We start from the raw sequence: 15,664 nt of genomic DNA on the forward strand, positions 1-15,664 counted from the left end.
CGTCGGACCATGGCCAGATGGGACCCCGGAACCGAGGAACGCCTCACCCGAGCGGCGCTCGAGCTGTACACGGAGCACGGATACGACAACGTGACCGTGACGCAGATCGCCGAGCGGGCCGGGATCACCCGCCGCTCGTACTTCCGCTACTTCCCCGACAAGCGCGAAGTGCTGTTCGCCGGCTCGGAACGGCTGCCCGTCGCGATCCGTGAGGCGGTCCTCGACGTCAGCCGGGCCGCCTCCCCGTTGTCAGTGACCCTCGAGGCCCTCGCCCAGGTCGGCGCCACCCTCGTCGAACACCTCGACCGCACCGCCGAACGCCGCGCCGTGATCGCCTCCAGCCCGGAGCTCCAGGAGCGGGAGCGCACCAAGTCCGCCGCGGTCACCGGCGCGATCCACGACGCGCTCCTGCAGCGATGCGTCGACGACGACAGCGCGAAACTGGTGGCGCAGATCGCCACCATCGCCATGCAGAACGCCTTCGACCGCTGGACCGACGCGCACGGTCAGAAGGACTTCGCCACCTGTCTCCACACGGTCGCCGCGTCGCTCCGGGACACGCTCACCGCAGACGTCGACACCGGTCGCTACTAGACCCAGGTGTCCAGCCACATCCGCGACCGCCAGTCCTCCATCGGGATCGCCGTGCCGGTGTACAGCGGCCAGAAGTAGATGAAGTTCCAGGCGATCAGGAGGACCAGGACGCCCGCGCCCGTCGCGCCCGCCACGCGTCTGGTGTCGCTGCAGCCCGGGCGGCCGATGATCGCGCCCAGGAGCATCGCCACCGCGAGGCAGAGGAAGGGGAGGAAGACGACGGCGTAGAAGAGGAAGATCGTGCGTTCCTGGTAGAGGAACCAGGGGAGGTAGCCGGCCGCGATGCCGCAGGCGATGGCGCCCGCGCGCCAGTCGCGGCGGAAGACCCAGCGCCACAGGACGTAGAGCAGGGCGAAGCAGCCGGCCCACCACAGGAGCGGTGTGCCCAGGGCCAGCACCTCGCGGGCGCACTTCTCGCCCGCGTCGGCCGGGCAGCCGTCGGAGCCGGGCGACGGGGACTCGTAGAAGTAGGAGACCGGGCGGCCCAGGACGATCCAGCTCCACGGGTTCGACTGGTACGTGTGCGGTGACGTCAGGTGGGTGTGGAATTCGAGGACCTGCGTCTCGTAGTGCCACAGGCTGCGCCACCAGTCGGGCAGCAGCCACGACCAGGAGCTGCCGCTGCCGTCCGTCGCCGCCCAGTCGCGGTAGTAGCCGCCGGTGCCGTCGGCGGGGGAGAGGATCCAGCCCAGCCAGGAGAGGAGGTACGTGACCAGCGCGACGGGCACCGTGGAGAGGAAGGCCCAGCCCGTGTCGTACTTCAGGACCGACAGGTGGGGGCGGTGCGCGCCCGCGACCCTGCGGGTGCCCACGTCCCACAGGACCGCCATCACGCAGAACGCCGCCATGATGTAGAGGCCGTTCCACTTCGTGGCCAGGGCCAGGCCCAGCATCAGGCCCGCCGCCAGGCGCCACGGGCGCCAGCCGAAGCGGAAGCGCTCGGCGACGTCCGCGTCCGGGCGGACCATCCCGTCGGCGTCCACGGGCAGCGCGGCGGCCAGTTTCCCGCGGGCCCAGTCGCGGTCGGCGACCAGGCAGCCGAAGGCCGCGAGGACGAAGAACATCAGCACGCTGTCCAGCAGCGCCGTGCGGCTCATCACGAAGTGCAGGCCGTCCACCGCCATCAGCGCGCCCGCCAGGCAGCCGAGGAACGTCGAGCGGAACAGGCGACGCCCGATCCGGCACAGCAGCAGCACCGACAGCGTGCCGAGCAGCGCCGTCATGAAGCGCCAGCCGAACGGGTCGAAACCGAACAGCAGCTCGCCCAGGCCGATGATGTACTTCCCGACCGGCGGATGCACGACGTACGCCGCGTCGGCCGGGATCGGGACGTCGCCGCCCGAGTTCAGGATCAGGTCGTTGGCGTTCTTGTCCCAGTTGACCTCGAAACCGCGGTGGATCAGCGCCCACGCGTCCTTGGCGTAGTACGTCTCGTCGAATATCACCGCCTTCGGGCTGCCCAGGTTCCAGAAGCGCAGCACACCCGCGAACAGCGCCACCAGCAGTGGACCGCCCCACGCCGACCACCGCAGGATCCGGTCGCTGAGCGGCTTCGACAGGCCCAGGAAGGCCCACAGGCGCGGACTCGGGCTCGTGTACGGCGGCACCAGCCGGTCGTGGACGTCGCCGGCCGAGGGCCCCGCCGGGTAGCCGAAGCGGCGCAGCCGCTGCTGCCAGGCGGGCCGCTCGTCGTGCGGGGCCTGGCCCTGCCGGGTGTCCGTGGAGGACGCGGTACTGGTCACCGCGCCATCGTAGGGAACGGTGCTGTGCGCGTCCCGCGCATGGCCCCCACCGGTGCGCTCCGGGGCGCGTCCGGACGGTGCTGGGAGGATGGGGGAGTGACTGGAACTCTTGTACTCGCGGGCACCCCCATCGGCGACGTCCGGGACGCCCCGCCACGGCTCGCCGAGGAACTGGCCGGCGCCGACGTCGTCGCCGCCGAGGACACCCGCAGGCTGCGCCGGCTCACCCAGGCGCTCGGAGTGGCGCCCGCCGGGCGTGTCGTGTCGTACTTCGAGGGCAACGAGTCCGCCCGCACCCCCGAGCTGGTCGAGGAGCTGGCCGGCGGCGCGCGCGTGCTGCTGGTGACCGACGCCGGGATGCCCTCCGTGTCCGACCCCGGCTACCGGCTGGTCGCCGCCGCCGTCGAGCGCGGCGTCCGCGTCACCGCCGTACCCGGACCGTCCGCCGTGCTCACCGCGCTAGCGCTGTCCGGGCTGCCGGTGGACCGGTTCTGCTTCGAGGGCTTCCTGCCCCGCAAGGCGGGCGAGCGGCTGACCCGGCTGCGCGAGGTGGCCGAGGAGCGGCGGACGCTCGTCTATTTCGAGTCCCCGCACCGCGTCGACGACACCCTCGCCGCCATGGCCGAGGTCTTCGGCGCCGACCGCCGGGCCGCCGTCTGCCGGGAGCTGACCAAGACGTACGAGGAGGTCAGGCGCGGTGGGCTGGGGGAGCTCGCCGCGTGGGCCGGTGACGGGGTGCGGGGCGAGATCACCGTCGTGGTCGAGGGGGCGCCGGACAAGGGGCCCGAGGAGATCGGCGCCGAGGAGCTGGTGCGCCGGGTGCGGACGCGCGAGGAGGCGGGGGAACGGCGCAAGGAGGCGATCGCGGCGGTGGCCGCGCAGGCCGGGCTGCCCAAGCGGGACGTGTTCGACGCGGTGGTGGCGGCGAAGAACGCGGGGGTGTGAGACAGGAGGTATCGCCCAGGGGGTGCGAGGGGATCCGGAGGGTTTGGCTTGACCCGGGCCTGACCTTGCGGGTGCTCCTGCCAAGGGCGACCCAAAACGCCTCAAATACTCGGCCGCACCCGGTGCTTTCCCCTCCGTGGAGGAGTCCACTGGCAGGAGGAGAAGCGAACGCACCCGAGGGAGCCGGGATGAGCATGGAGGGAGCCGGGATGAGCATGAGCGAGAGCGCGGCACGGACCGGGGCGCACGCCGGTGCCACTGCCGTCGTCCACGAGTCGTACTCCTTCGCCTGCATGCGCTGCGGGCACGGCTGGGAGCAGTCGTTCGAGATAGAGCACCACAGGGGTGCCGACGGGAACGAGTTCGTGCGCTACGTCGCGGACGGCCGCGTCGTGCCCTCCCCGCTGACCCGGCCGACCTGCCCCACCTGCGAGAACCACGTCGTACGGATCATGCGCCCGGGCCGGGTCGCCTCCGTGCGCGGCGCCTCCCACGGCTCCCACCGGGTGCCGCCCGCCGGCCCGCTGGAGGTGCCCCTCGTGCCCGAGACGCCCGGGCCGGGAGCGCCGGGGCTCTCCGACGGACGCGGGCGCCGGCACCTGAGCGACCTGCTGCACGCCCTCCACCTCCACCGCCGGGCGAGCTGACCCGGCAAGGAGCCGCCCGGGGCTTTCGTAGGATCGGGAGCATGCCTTCGAACGCCTCGGGCCGGCCCGACAAGAACGCCGCGCCCCCGCTTCCCGAGCCCCTGCGGGTACCGGTCGCCGACTCGCACACCCACCTCGACATGCAGTCCGGCACGGTGGACGAGGCGCTCGCCAAGGCCGCCTCCGTCGGCGTCACGACCGTCGTCCAGGTCGGCTGCGACCTCGCCGGGTCCCGCTGGGCCGCCGAGACCGCCGCCGCGTACGACGCCGTCCACGCCACGGTCGCCCTGCACCCCAACGAGGCGCCGCGCATCGTGCACGGGGATCCCGACGGCTGGTCGAGGCAGGGGGCGCGGCAGCCCGGCGGGGACGCGGCGCTCGACGACGCGCTGGCCGGGATCGACCGGCTCGCGGCACTCCCGCAGGTCAAGGGCGTCGGCGAGACCGGCCTCGACCACTTCCGCACCGGGCCCGAGGGCAAGGAGGCGCAGGAGCGTTCCTTCCGCGCCCACATCGAGATCGCCAAGCGGCACGGCAAGACCCTCGTCATCCACGACCGCGACGCCCACGCCGACGTCCTGCGCATCCTCAAGGAGGAGGGCGCCCCCGAGCGCACCGTCTTCCACTGCTACTCCGGCGACGCCGAGATGGCCGAGACCTGCGCGAGCGCCGGGTACTACATGTCCTTCGCGGGCAACATCACCTTCAAGAACGCCCAGAACCTGCGCGACGCCCTCGCCGTCGCCCCCTCCGAGCTGGTCCTGGTCGAGACCGACGCGCCGTTCCTGACGCCGGTGCCCTACCGGGGGCGGCCGAACGCCCCCTACCTGGTGCCGGTCACGGTGCGGGCGATGGCCGAGGTGCGGGGCGTCGACGAGGACACGCTGGCCGCCGCCCTCGCAGCGAACACGGCACGCGCCTTCGGGTACGCGGGCGCGTGAGCGGGCGCGCCACGCTGGGTAGTCGGGCCGCTTGGGAGAGTGACGGACGCTCCGCTAGGTTCTGGGGGCCCGAACCGGACCCCCGGGCGCCAGGAGTGTGCCGGCGTGAGCAGAACGCAGCAGTTCGAGACCACCGCGGTGTCCGAGGGGTACCCGTGCTCCGGGCCGTACGGGTATCCCGGGGCGTACGGGTATCCCGGGGTGTACGGGTATCCCGGGGTGTACGGGTATCCCGGGATGTACGAGCCTCCCGGGCCGCACCCGCACCCCGGGGCGTATGAGCACCCGGGGGCGTACGAGTACCTCGCACCGTACGGACACCCGGGGCCGTACGAGCGGCCCGCACCGTACGACGCCCACCTCGCACTCGCACCGTACGACCTCCACAACGCCCCGACCCTCCCGTACGGGAACGCCCGCGGCGGGGCCCGTGGGGAGCGCTTCGGCGGCACCCGTCCGGTGCCCGTCCACGAGCCGACCGCGCCCGCGCTGCCCCCGCAGGGCGCCGCCCCGCGTACGCCCGTCGACGGTCCGCGGGCCGGGAGCCGGCGCCGCCCGCGGGAGAGCGGGCGGGCGGACGGAGCCCTGCGCCGGCTGCTGCCGCGCGCGCTGGTCGTGGCGTTCCTCGCGGGCGGCACCAGTGCCTTCGTCGCCAAGGACAAGGCGGTCGAGCTGACCGTCGACGGCACGCCGCGCACCCTGCACACCTTCGCCGACGACGTCACCGAGCTTCTCGCCGAACAGGGCGTCGAGACCGGCGCCCACGACGTGATCCTCCCCGCCCCCGGCACCCCGCTGACCACCGGCGAGGACGTCGCAGTCCGCCATGGTCGGCCCCTCCTGCTCACCCTCGACGGCCACCGGCGCCAGGTGTGGACGACCGCGGAGACGGTGGGCGGGGCGCTGCGGCAGCTCGGCGTGCGGACCGAGGGCGCGTACCTGTCCACGGGGGGAGCGCGGCGCATCGGCCGCACGGGGCTGGCCCTGGTGGTGCGGACCGAGCGGGTGGTCACGGTCATGGCGGACGGCCGGGCCCGCACCGTCCGCACCAACGCCGCGAGCGTGGGCGAGGCCGTCGAGCAGGCCGGTGTCACCCTGCGCGGCGAGGACACCACCTCCGTCCCCGCCACCGCCTTCCCCCGCGACGGGCAGACGATCACCGTGCTGCGGATCACCGGCTCCCAGGAGGTCCGCGAGGACCCGATCCCCTTCGCCGCCCGGCGCACGGAGGACTCCTCGCTCTACCGGGGGACCGAGGTCGTGCAGCAGGCGGGCCGCCCCGGTCTGCGCCGGACCACCTACGCCGTGCGCACCGTCAACGGCGTACGGGAGAAACCGCGCCGGCTGCGCACGGAGGTGGTGCGCGAGGCCCGCCCGCAGATCGTGCGGGTCGGCACCCGGCCCCGGCCGGCCTCCGTCGAGGGCGCCGGCCACCTGAACTGGCAGGCGCTGGCGGCCTGCGAGTCGGGCGGCCGCCCGGACGCCGTCGACCCGTCGGGCACGTACGGCGGCCTGTACCAGTTCGACGCCGCCACCTGGCACGGCCTCGGCGGCGAGGGCCGCCCCGAGGACGCGCCGCCCGCCGAGCAGACGTACCGGGCGAAGAAGCTGTACGTCCGCAGCGGCGCCAGTTCCTGGCCGCACTGCGGCGCCCGCCTGCGGGGGTGAGGCCTGCCGGTGGCGGCCGCGGGAGTGCGCCGGACGTCCGGCGACCAGGCGCGACCCGGCGGCAATCCGGTGGCGGGTCGGAGGCGGCTCTGCGGCGATCCGGCGGCGATCCGGAGCGGGCCCAGCGGCGCTCCGGCGGTGGGCCGGAGGTGACTCTGCGGCGCTCCGGTGGCGGGTCGGAGGCGGCTCTGCGGCGATCCGGTGGCGATCCGGAGCGGGCCCAGCGGCGCTCCGGCGGTGGGCCGGAGGTGACTCTGCTGCGCTCCGGTGGCGGGTCGGAGGCGGCTCTGCGGCGATCCGGTGGCGATCCGGAGCGGGCCCAGCGGCGCTCCTGTGGCGGGTCGGAGGTGGCTCTGCGGCGCCCCTGCGGTTGGTCGGAGGTGGCCCTGCGGTGGCTGGTGACGGGTCGGAGCCGGCTCTGCGGCGACCCGGAGCGACCCAGCGGCGCCCCGGCGGCGGGCCGCAGGCGACTCTGCGACGGGCCGGAGGCACCCAGCGGCGCCCCTGCGTCGGGCCGGAGGGCACCCAGCGGCGACCGGCGGCGGGCCCCGGACGATCCCGCGGCCGGCCGGAGGCCCTCGCGCCCCCGGCTACCCTTGCGGAGTGAGCAGCCCCGCCCCCGACACCCTCCTGGGCCCCGCCGACGTCCGTGAACTCGCGGCCGCCCTCGGCGTACGCCCCACCAAACAGCGCGGCCAGAACTTCGTGATCGACGCGAACACGGTCCGCCGTATCGTCCGCACCGCCGAGGTACGCCCCGACGACGTGGTGGTCGAGGTGGGTCCGGGTCTCGGCTCGCTCACCCTGGCCCTGCTGGAGACCGCCGACCGGGTCACCGCCGTCGAGATCGACGACGTACTCGCCGGCGCACTGCCCGCCACCGTCGCCGCCCGCCTGCCGGAGCGCGCCGACCGGTTCGCGCTCGTGCACTCCGACGCGATGCGGGTGACCGGCCTCCCGGGCCCCGCCCCGACCGCGCTGGTCGCCAACCTGCCCTACAACGTGGCGGTCCCCGTCCTCCTGCACATGCTCGACACCTTCCCGAGCATCGAGCGCACCCTCGTCATGGTCCAGGCCGAGGTCGCCGACCGGCTCGCCGCCGGACCCGGCTCGAAGGTGTACGGCGTGCCGTCCGTGAAGGCCAACTGGTACGCCGAGGTCAGGCGCGCCGGGTCGATCGGCCGCAACGTCTTCTGGCCCGCGCCGAACGTCGACAGCGGTCTCGTGTCACTCGTCCGGCGGGCGGAACCGCTGAGGACGACCGCCTCCCGGCGCGAGGTGTTCGCCGTCGTCGACGCCGCGTTCGCCCAGCGCCGCAAGACCCTGCGGGCCGCGCTCGCCGGATGGGCCGGGTCGGCGGCCGCCGCCGAGGCCGCACTCGTCGGCGCGGGCGTGTCGCCGCAGGCGCGTGGCGAGGCGCTGACCGTGGAAGAGTTCGCGCGTATCGCCGAGCACAAGGAGTCCCGTGTCGCCGAGCACAAGAAGTCCCGTGTCGCCGAGCCCGGGCAGTACGAGCAGTAGGGGAGTGACGAGCAAGTGAGCGTGACGGTCCGCGTCCCCGCCAAGGTCAACGTCCAGCTCGCGGTCGGCGCCGCGCGCGCCGACGGCTTCCACGACCTCGCCAACGTCTTCCTCGCGGTCTCCCTGTACGACGAGATCACCGCGACCCCCGCCGCCGACGGGCCCCGCGTCACCTGCGAGGGCCCGGACGCCGCTGAGGTCCCCCTGGACCGCACCAACCTCGCCGCCCGCGCGGCCCTCGCCCTGGCCGAGCGGTACGGCCGCGCACCCGACGTCCACCTGCACATCGCCAAGGACATCCCCGTCGCGGGCGGCATGGCGGGCGGCAGTGCCGACGGCGCGGGCGCGCTGCTCGCCTGCGACGCCCTGTGGGGCACCGGCGCCAGTCGCGAGGAACTGCTCGGCATCTGCGCCGAGCTGGGCAGCGACGTGCCGTTCAGCCTGGTCGGCGGGGCGGCGCTGGGCACTGGGCGGGGCGAGCGGCTGACGGAGCTGGAGGTGGGGGGCGACTTCCACTGGGTCTTCGCGCTGGCCGCGCGGGGGCTGTCGACGCCGGCCGTCTTCCGTGAGTTCGACCGGCTGGGGGAGGGCCTGGAGATTCCCGAGCCCGCCGCCGACCAGGCGGTGCTCGACGCCCTCGCCAAGGGCGACCCCGCCGCGCTCGCCGTCGCCGTCACCAACGACCTCCAGCCGGCTGCCCTCTCCCTCTTCCCCGAGCTGTCCGACACCCTCGCCGCCGGGCGGGCGGCGGGCGCGCTGGCGGCGCTGGTCTCGGGCTCGGGGCCGACGACGGCCTTCCTCGCCCCGGACGCCCGGTCCGCCTCCGACATCGCCGGGGTCCTGCGGGCCTCGGGCACCTGCCGCGACGTGCGCACCGCGGTGGGGGCGGCGGCGGGGGCGACGGTGGTGTGAGGGAGCTCGGCCCAGGTCAGAGCTCGTCGATGGCGGTGAGGTCGATGTTGATCGAGTAGGGGACGTCGACCTTGATTCGGTCGTGATGAATGCCGGTCAGCGCGTAGGTGCCTGTGGTCTGTCCCAGTTCGTACACCTGGATCACGGGACGGCTGTCCGGGCTGACCATGTCGACCAACCAGAAGTGGCGAATCCCCGCCGTGGCGTACTTGTGCGGCTTGGTGTGCCGGTCTCGTGACTCGGACTCCGGCGAGATCACCTCGACCGCCATCACGACTTCGTCGCCCTCGAAACGCGTCTGGAGGGGCCCTCGTCTCGCCTCTGCCTTGATGATGGAGATGTCCGGCTCAGGACCGTTGCGCCGGTCCAGTACGACCGTCATCTCGCGGGCGACCTTGAGATGCGGCGGAATCGTGCTCCGCAAGCCGCTCACCAGTAGGTCGATAGCCGTGAAATGGAACCAGCGCTGTGGACTCACAAGAATCAGGCTCCCGTCGATCAACTCAGTGTGTCGCGGGAGATCAGGCAGCGTGAACAGGTCGTCCACTGTGTAACCGTCCGTCGGCGGCATCGGCCAACGCGGCTGCTCAACGGACTCGGCGGTCATGGTTCCTCCCATGGACGGGATCCTGCTGCCTGCCTTCCAAGGTAACCGGGGGATACGTCACACGTCACCACAAAGAGTGACCGCCCCCGCCCGCGTCCCCCCACCCCCCGGAGGGCCTACGCTTGAAGGCTGATCGATCCCCCAGTCAGGAGAGAAATGGCCGTCAATCTGGTCAATGTCGAGAACGTCAGCAAGGTGTACGGCACCCGTGCACTCCTCGACGGCGTGTCGCTCGGCGTCTCCGAAGGGGACCGCATCGGCGTCGTCGGGCGCAACGGCGACGGCAAGACGACCATGATCCGGATGCTGGCCAGGCTGGAGGAGCCCGACACCGGCCGGGTCACCCACTCCGGCGGGCTGCGGCTCGGCGTGCTCACCCAGCACGACTCCCTCGACCCCGCCGCCACCGTCCGGCACGAGGTCATCGGGGACCTGGCCGACCACGAGTGGGCGGGCAACGCCAAGATCCGCGACGTGCTGACCGGGCTGTTCGGCGGCCTCGACATGCCGGGGTTCCCACAGGGGCTCGACACCGTGATCGGGCCGCTCTCCGGCGGTGAGCGGCGCCGGATCGCGCTGGCCAAGCTGCTGATCGAGGACCAGGATCTGGTCGTGCTGGACGAGCCCACCAACCACCTCGACGTCGAGGGCATCTCCTGGCTCGCCCGGCACCTGCGCGAGCGGCGGTCCGCGCTCGTCTGCGTCACCCACGACCGGTGGTTCCTCGACCAGGTCTGCACCCGCATGTGGGACGTGCAGCGCGGCGACGTCTACGAGTACGAGGGCGGCTACTCCGACTACGTCTTCGCCCGCGCCGAGCGCGAGCGCATCGCCGCCACCGAGGAGACCAAGCGGCAGAACCTGGTCCGCAAGGAGCTGGCCTGGCTGCGGCGCGGGGCGCCCGCGCGGACGTCCAAGCCGCGCTTCCGCGTCGAGGCCGCCAACGAGCTGATCGCCGACGTGCCGCCGCCCCGGGACAGCAGCGAGCTGATGAAGTTCGCGTCGTCCCGGCTCGGCAAGACCGTCTTCGACCTGGAGGACGTCACCGTCCAGGCCGGACCCAAGGTGCTGCTCAAGCACGTCACCTGGCAGCTCGGCCCCGGCGACCGCATCGGCCTCGTCGGCGTCAACGGCGCCGGCAAGACCTCCCTGCTGCGCGCCATGGCCGACGCCGCCCGCAGCGACGGCGAGGAGCAGCCGGCCGGCGGGCGGGTGCGGGTCGGCAGGACCGTCAAGCTGGCGTACCTGTCGCAGGAGGTCGCCGAGCTGGACCCCGACTGGCGGGTCCTGGAGGCCGTGCAGCGGGTGCGGGAGCGCGTCGACCTCGGCAAGGGACGCGAGATGACCGCCGGGCAGCTGTGCGAGACCTTCGGGTTCGGCAAGGAGAAGCAGTGGACGCCGGTCGGCGACCTGTCCGGCGGCGAGCGGCGGCGGCTCCAGCTGCTGCGGCTCCTCATGGACGAGCCCAACGTGCTCTTCCTCGACGAGCCCACCAACGACCTCGACATCGAGACCCTGACCCAGCTGGAGGACGTCCTCGACGGCTGGCCCGGCTCGATGGTCGTCATCTCCCACGACCGGTTCTTCGTCGAGCGGACCACGGACCGGGTCTTCGCCCTCCTCGGCGACGGCGCGCTGCGCATGCTGCCGCGCGGCATCGACGAGTACCTGGAGCGGCGGCAGCGGATGGAGGAGGCCGCCGCGGCGAGCGCCCCGGCCGCCGCGAAGCCCGCCACCGCCGGTCCCGAGAAGAGCGCCGCCGACGTGCGCGCCGCCAAGAAGGAACTCCAGAAGATCGAGCGGCAGCTGGACAAGGTCTCCGAGAAGGAGACAAAGCTGCACGCGCGGATCGCCGAGAACGCCACGGACTTCGCGAAGGTGGCCGAACTCGACGCGGAACTGCGGGAGTTGGTGGGCCAGCGGGAGGAGCTGGAGATGCGCTGGCTGGAACTCGCCGAGGACGCCTGAGCCCTCCGTGTCCGCTCCGCCCCGCCCGCGCGTCACCTTGCGGGCAGGGGGAGCGGGTGGTGTAAAGGCCGCGTGAAGGCGCGTAACAGAGGCATCACGGGCCGGTCCTCCCTTGGGAACAGGGGTGGACGCGGCCCGGTGGGGGGTCGGCCGCGGGTGATAGAAAGGCCGTCCGAGGACTGTCCGAGGACTGTCCGAGGCATGTGGAACGATCGCCTTCGACGACTCCGGGACCAGCGCGTGACCCGGGGCGTGGCTAAAAATCAGTGAGTAATAAGGGGGAACGCGCTGATGAGCCAGCCGCCGAATCAGCCGCCGCACCAGGGTGGCTTCGGAGCACCGCAGGACCCACCGCCAGGAGGTTTCGGGGCACCCACCCCGCCGCCCCCGCAGGGCACGCCCCAGACGCCGCCGCCCCCGCAGGGCCCGCCGTCCGGTCCGCCGCCGCAGCAGCCGGGGTACGGCTATCCGCAGCAGCCCGGTCAGCCCGGTCAGCCCGGTCAGCCGGGCCAGTCCGGACCGTACGCCCAGCCCGGTCCGTACAGCTCCGGCCCGTACGCCCAGCCCCAGCAGCCGGGTCCTTACGGCCAGCAGCCCGGTCAGCCCGGCTACGGCTATCCGCAGGCGCAGTACCCGGGCGCGCCCGGCACCCCGCCGCCCGGCGGGTCCGGCTCCCGCAACCCGTTCAAGGGCAAGCCCGCCCTCGCGATCGCCGCCGCGGTCGCGGCGCTGCTCGTCATCGGCGGCAGCGTCTGGGCGGTCACCTCGGGCGGTGACGACGAGGACAAGAAGCCGTCCGTCGCCGGTCAGAGCGACGACCCGAAGCCCTCCGGTTCCAAGGGCGGTGCCCCGGTCAACCCCGGTGACGGCAGCGGTGACGGCGGCGAGGACCCCGAGGACCTCAACGAGGGCCGCCAGGCCGGCGAGGCCAAGGTGCTCTGGTACAAGGAGGCGCCCGACGCCCCCGGTTCCGGCGCCGAGGCCGAGGGCATGTGGATCACCGACAAGGCCGCGGTGAAGGCGGCGTACAAGCAGGTCTTCGCGTACAACGTCGGTGACGGCAAGCCCGCCTGGGACCCGGTCGCCTTCCCGGAGAAGATCTGCGCGGCCACCCGGGAGAAGACGGCCGCCGACAAGATCGTCGTCGCCTACATGAGCGGCTCCAGCGACCGCGCCAAGTGCAACCAGCTCCAGGAGATCGACCTCGCCACCGGCGCGAAGGGCTGGACGGGGAAGGTCGACGACGGCGAGCTGTTCGACTCCACGCTCTCCCTCGAACTCACCCTCAGCGGCAACACCATGATGATCGGCCGCTCCCAGTCCGGCACCGCCTACGACGTCACCAGCGGCAAGAAGCTGTACGAGAAGAAGAAGTACGGCGACGCCTGCTTCCCCGCCGGATTCGCCGGGAGCGCCGACAAGCTGGTCCAGGTCGCCTCCTGCGGCGCCGGCGGCGACAACGAGCACGACGAGGTCCAGGGGCTCGACCCGAAGACCGGCAAGGTCCTGTGGACGTACCAGTACGAGAAGGGCTGGCGGGTCGAGCGCGCGTACTCCGTCGACCCGCTCGTCGTCTACGCCACCAACGAGGACAAGAAGGTCTGGAACATCTCCACCTTCACCTCCGGCGGCAAGGTCCTCGAACAGGTCGGCGTCGACGAGGACTTCGCCCCCGAGTGCGGCTGGGCCATCATGGAGCGCGACCTGCAGGGCTGCACGGGCGTCACGGTCGCCGACAACACGCTCTTCCTGCCGACCGAGGCGACCAGCGGCGCCAACGAGATCGTCGCCGTCGACCTCGCCTCCGGCAAGGAGAAGTGGCGCGCCAAGTCCCCCGCGGACGAGTCGATGGTGCCGCTGAAGGCCGAGGGCGACCAGCTCATCGCGTACGTCCAGCCGTCCTACGACGCGGGCGGCCAGATCGTGTCCGTCCCGACCGGCGGCAACAGCCACAAGCCGAGCAAGCTGCTGCAGAACCCGCAGGGCACCGCGGACATCGAGAACAGCTTCTACTCCAAGGAAGTCGACTGGGTCGACGGGCGGTTCTACATCTCCAGCACCCGCCTGAGCGGAAAAGACGAGTCGAAGGAGAAGTTGATGCTGGCCTACGGCAAGTGACCTTCTTCTCCCGTCCGTTCCGTCCTCCGTCGTCCCCGCTCTCCGAGGTACTCACGCCATGACCCAGCCACCGCAGCAGCCGCCGACGCCGCCCGCGGGTCCGGGCCTCGGCAAGGCGCCCGAACCCGGGTACGGCTACCCGCAGACGCCTCCGTCCGCCCCGCAGACACCGCCGCCCGCCGCTCCGCCGACCCCGCCCGCCGGGCCGCCGCCCCAGCAGCCGGGGTACGGCTACCCGCAGGCACCGCCGCAGCCCCAGCCCGGCTACGGGTACCCCGGCCAGCAGCCGGGACAGCCGAACCCGTACGGGCAGCCGACGCCGCCGTACGGCCAGCCCGGCCAGCAGCCCGGGTACGGCTATCCGCAGGCGACCGTGCCGATGCAGGCCCAGGCCGGCGGGCCGGGCGGCGGCCGGAAGATGAACGCGCAGGTGGCGATCATCGTGTCCGCCGTCGTCGCCATCGCGCTGATCGTCGGCGGCGGCGTCTGGTACGCCTCCTCCGGCGACGACGACGGCAAGAAGGACACCGCCGGCTCCAGCGGGGGCACGGGCGGCGGCACGGAGGAGAAGGGCGGCGACGGCGGCAAGGCCACCGGCGGCAAGGAGAAGGCGCCCGCCGACCCGGCCTCCAAGGTGCTCTTCCAGGTGCCCATGCCCGAGGTGAGCAAGGACGACAGCAGCGTCGTCGTCTCCGGCTCCTGGCTGACCGACAAGGTGTACGCCAAGAGCGGCATCGCCGAGGTCGTCGGGTACGACCCGGTCAAGGGCAGCAAGGCGTGGTCGATCAAGCTCGAGGGCCCGGTGTGCGCCGTCACCGAGCACGTCACCGACGACAACAAGACGGCGATCATCCACCAGCCCGCGATGCCGACCAAGGCGGAGCCCTCGCACGGCTGCACCCAGGTCTCGGTCCTCGACCTGGACGCGGGGAAGAAGGTGTGGACGAAGACCGCCGGTGAGGAGCCGATCTCCTTCGGCAACGTCACGATCAGCGGTGACACCGTGGCGGCCGGCAGCACCGACGGCGGCGTCGCCTTCGACATTGCCAAGGGCGACATCCTCTGGTCGCCGAAGACGACCGACACCTGCTACGACGCCGGTTACGGCGGCGGCGAGAAGCTCGTCGCGGTCCGCAAGTGCGGCTCGTACGACGCCCGGGAACTGCACATCCAGACCATCGACCCGAAGAGCGGCAAGGTGATCACCGAGTACAAGATGGCCAAGGGCATCGAGTACGCGGGCATCGTGTCGACGGAGCCGCTGGTCGTGGCCGCCGACGTCGGCGACTCCGCCGGTGACGGCAGCGGCATCTCGGACTTCTTCTCCATCGACAACAAGACCGGCAAGCTGCTCACCCGCATCTCGGCCCCCGGTGACCAGTACGCGGCCCGCTGCGACACGATCACCCGCATCGAGAGCTGCACGGGCCTCGCGGCCGGCAACGGCAAGCTCTACGTCCCGACCGAGGAGCACGACGGCTCCGGGGAGTCCTACGGCCAGGCCAACGAGGTCGTCGCCTTCGACCTGACCACCGGCAAGCAGACCGGCCAGCGCGCGGATTCCGGCGACAACTACACGATCACCCCGCTGCGCATGGACGGCGGCAACGTCATCGCGTACAAGCGCCCGCCGTACGACAAGGGCGGCCAGGTCGTGAGCATCGACGGCGCCTCCTTCAAGCAGACGACGCTGCTGGAGAACCCCGCGACCGACGCGGTGCGCGACGTGGAGGCCAGTATGTCGCCGGACTACTCGGAGCTGCGCTACGCGCAGGGGCGCCTGTACATGTCGCAGGTGTACGCCAGCAAGCCGTCCAGCACGGGCGACAAGGAGTACCTGGCGATCGGCTTCGGCGCCGGCGGCTGAGCCCGTCCCGTCCCCGAACGCTCCGGTGCCTCGCGGCCCCGTCCCCGTCCTCGCGGGGGCGGGGCCGTCGCACGTCCGCCGCTGGGCGTGGGGGCGTGCGGATGCGGCTTTCGGCGTTCCGGGGGGCGGTTATC

The 15,664-nt window shown here is 72.7% G+C and carries 12 protein-coding genes; 10 read left to right on the plus strand and 2 right to left on the minus strand.

Annotated elements, in window-relative coordinates; translation table 11 throughout:
- The first annotated feature begins 9 nt into the window (after nt 1–9).
- Nucleotides 10–594, plus strand: a complete 585-nt coding sequence (locus HZS56_RS02020; RefSeq protein ID WP_216718882.1) for a TetR/AcrR family transcriptional regulator — start codon at nt 10–12, stop codon at nt 592–594.
- Here HZS56_RS02020 and HZS56_RS02025 read toward each other — a convergent pair.
- Nucleotides 591–2,336 (minus strand): dolichyl-phosphate-mannose--protein mannosyltransferase, encoded by a 1,746-nt coding sequence (locus tag HZS56_RS02025; RefSeq protein ID WP_216718883.1) that lies wholly within the window; start codon nt 2,334–2,336, stop codon nt 591–593. The genes HZS56_RS02020 and HZS56_RS02025 overlap by 4 nt on opposite strands.
- A 96-nt stretch (nt 2,337–2,432) precedes the next feature.
- Here HZS56_RS02025 and rsmI point away from each other — a divergent pair, with 96 nt between their 5' ends.
- The 6 genes from rsmI to HZS56_RS02055 all read left to right on the plus strand — a co-directional run bounded on the left by rsmI (nt 2,433) and on the right by HZS56_RS02055 (nt 8,970).
- On the plus strand, nt 2,433–3,281 hold the full coding sequence (gene rsmI / locus HZS56_RS02030; protein WP_216718884.1) for a 16S rRNA (cytidine(1402)-2'-O)-methyltransferase: 849 nt from the start codon (nt 2,433–2,435) through the stop codon (nt 3,279–3,281).
- 209 nt (nt 3,282–3,490) lie between these two features.
- Nucleotides 3,491–3,928 carry a hypothetical protein gene (locus HZS56_RS02035; protein ID WP_216718918.1) on the plus strand — a complete coding sequence of 146 codons (438 nt, stop codon included), beginning with the start codon at nt 3,491–3,493 and terminating at the stop codon, nt 3,926–3,928.
- Between the two features lie 41 nt (nt 3,929–3,969).
- On the plus strand, nt 3,970–4,869 hold the full coding sequence (locus HZS56_RS02040; protein WP_216718885.1) for a TatD family hydrolase: 900 nt from the start codon (nt 3,970–3,972) through the stop codon (nt 4,867–4,869).
- A gap of 237 nt (nt 4,870–5,106) precedes the next feature.
- Nucleotides 5,107–6,537 carry a resuscitation-promoting factor gene (locus HZS56_RS02045; protein ID WP_216718919.1) on the plus strand — a complete coding sequence of 477 codons (1,431 nt, stop codon included), beginning with the start codon at nt 5,107–5,109 and terminating at the stop codon, nt 6,535–6,537.
- 603 nt (nt 6,538–7,140) lie between these two features.
- Nucleotides 7,141–8,058, plus strand: a complete 918-nt coding sequence (rsmA, locus tag HZS56_RS02050) for a 16S rRNA (adenine(1518)-N(6)/adenine(1519)-N(6))-dimethyltransferase RsmA (protein ID WP_216718886.1) — start codon at nt 7,141–7,143, stop codon at nt 8,056–8,058.
- 15 nt (nt 8,059–8,073) lie between these two features.
- Nucleotides 8,074–8,970 (plus strand): 4-(cytidine 5'-diphospho)-2-C-methyl-D-erythritol kinase, encoded by an 897-nt coding sequence (locus HZS56_RS02055; protein ID WP_216718887.1) that lies wholly within the window; start codon nt 8,074–8,076, stop codon nt 8,968–8,970.
- Nucleotides 8,971–8,986: 16 nt separating this feature from the next.
- Here the strand turns inward: HZS56_RS02055 and HZS56_RS02060 are convergent, their stop codons facing one another.
- Nucleotides 8,987–9,577 carry a Uma2 family endonuclease gene (locus tag HZS56_RS02060; RefSeq protein ID WP_216718888.1) on the minus strand — a complete coding sequence of 197 codons (591 nt, stop codon included), beginning with the start codon at nt 9,575–9,577 and terminating at the stop codon, nt 8,987–8,989.
- Nucleotides 9,578–9,733: 156 nt separating this feature from the next.
- Here HZS56_RS02060 and HZS56_RS02065 point away from each other — a divergent pair, with 156 nt between their 5' ends.
- The 3 genes from HZS56_RS02065 to HZS56_RS02075 all read left to right on the plus strand — a co-directional run bounded on the left by HZS56_RS02065 (nt 9,734) and on the right by HZS56_RS02075 (nt 15,530).
- Nucleotides 9,734–11,545, plus strand: a complete 1,812-nt coding sequence (locus HZS56_RS02065; RefSeq protein ID WP_216718889.1) for an ABC-F family ATP-binding cassette domain-containing protein — start codon at nt 9,734–9,736, stop codon at nt 11,543–11,545.
- 291 nt (nt 11,546–11,836) lie between these two features.
- Nucleotides 11,837–13,663, plus strand: a complete 1,827-nt coding sequence (locus tag HZS56_RS02070) for an outer membrane protein assembly factor BamB family protein (RefSeq protein WP_216718890.1) — start codon at nt 11,837–11,839, stop codon at nt 13,661–13,663.
- Nucleotides 13,664–13,721: 58 nt separating this feature from the next.
- Nucleotides 13,722–15,530, plus strand: coding sequence for an outer membrane protein assembly factor BamB family protein (locus HZS56_RS02075; protein ID WP_253913565.1), 1,809 nt, complete (start codon nt 13,722–13,724; stop codon nt 15,528–15,530).
- Nucleotides 15,531–15,664 lie beyond the last annotated feature (134 nt).

Origin of the sequence: Streptomyces mayonensis (assembly GCF_018982965.1) — a bacterium.
In the GTDB taxonomy this organism is placed as follows: domain Bacteria; phylum Actinomycetota; class Actinomycetes; order Streptomycetales; family Streptomycetaceae; genus Streptomyces; species Streptomyces mayonensis.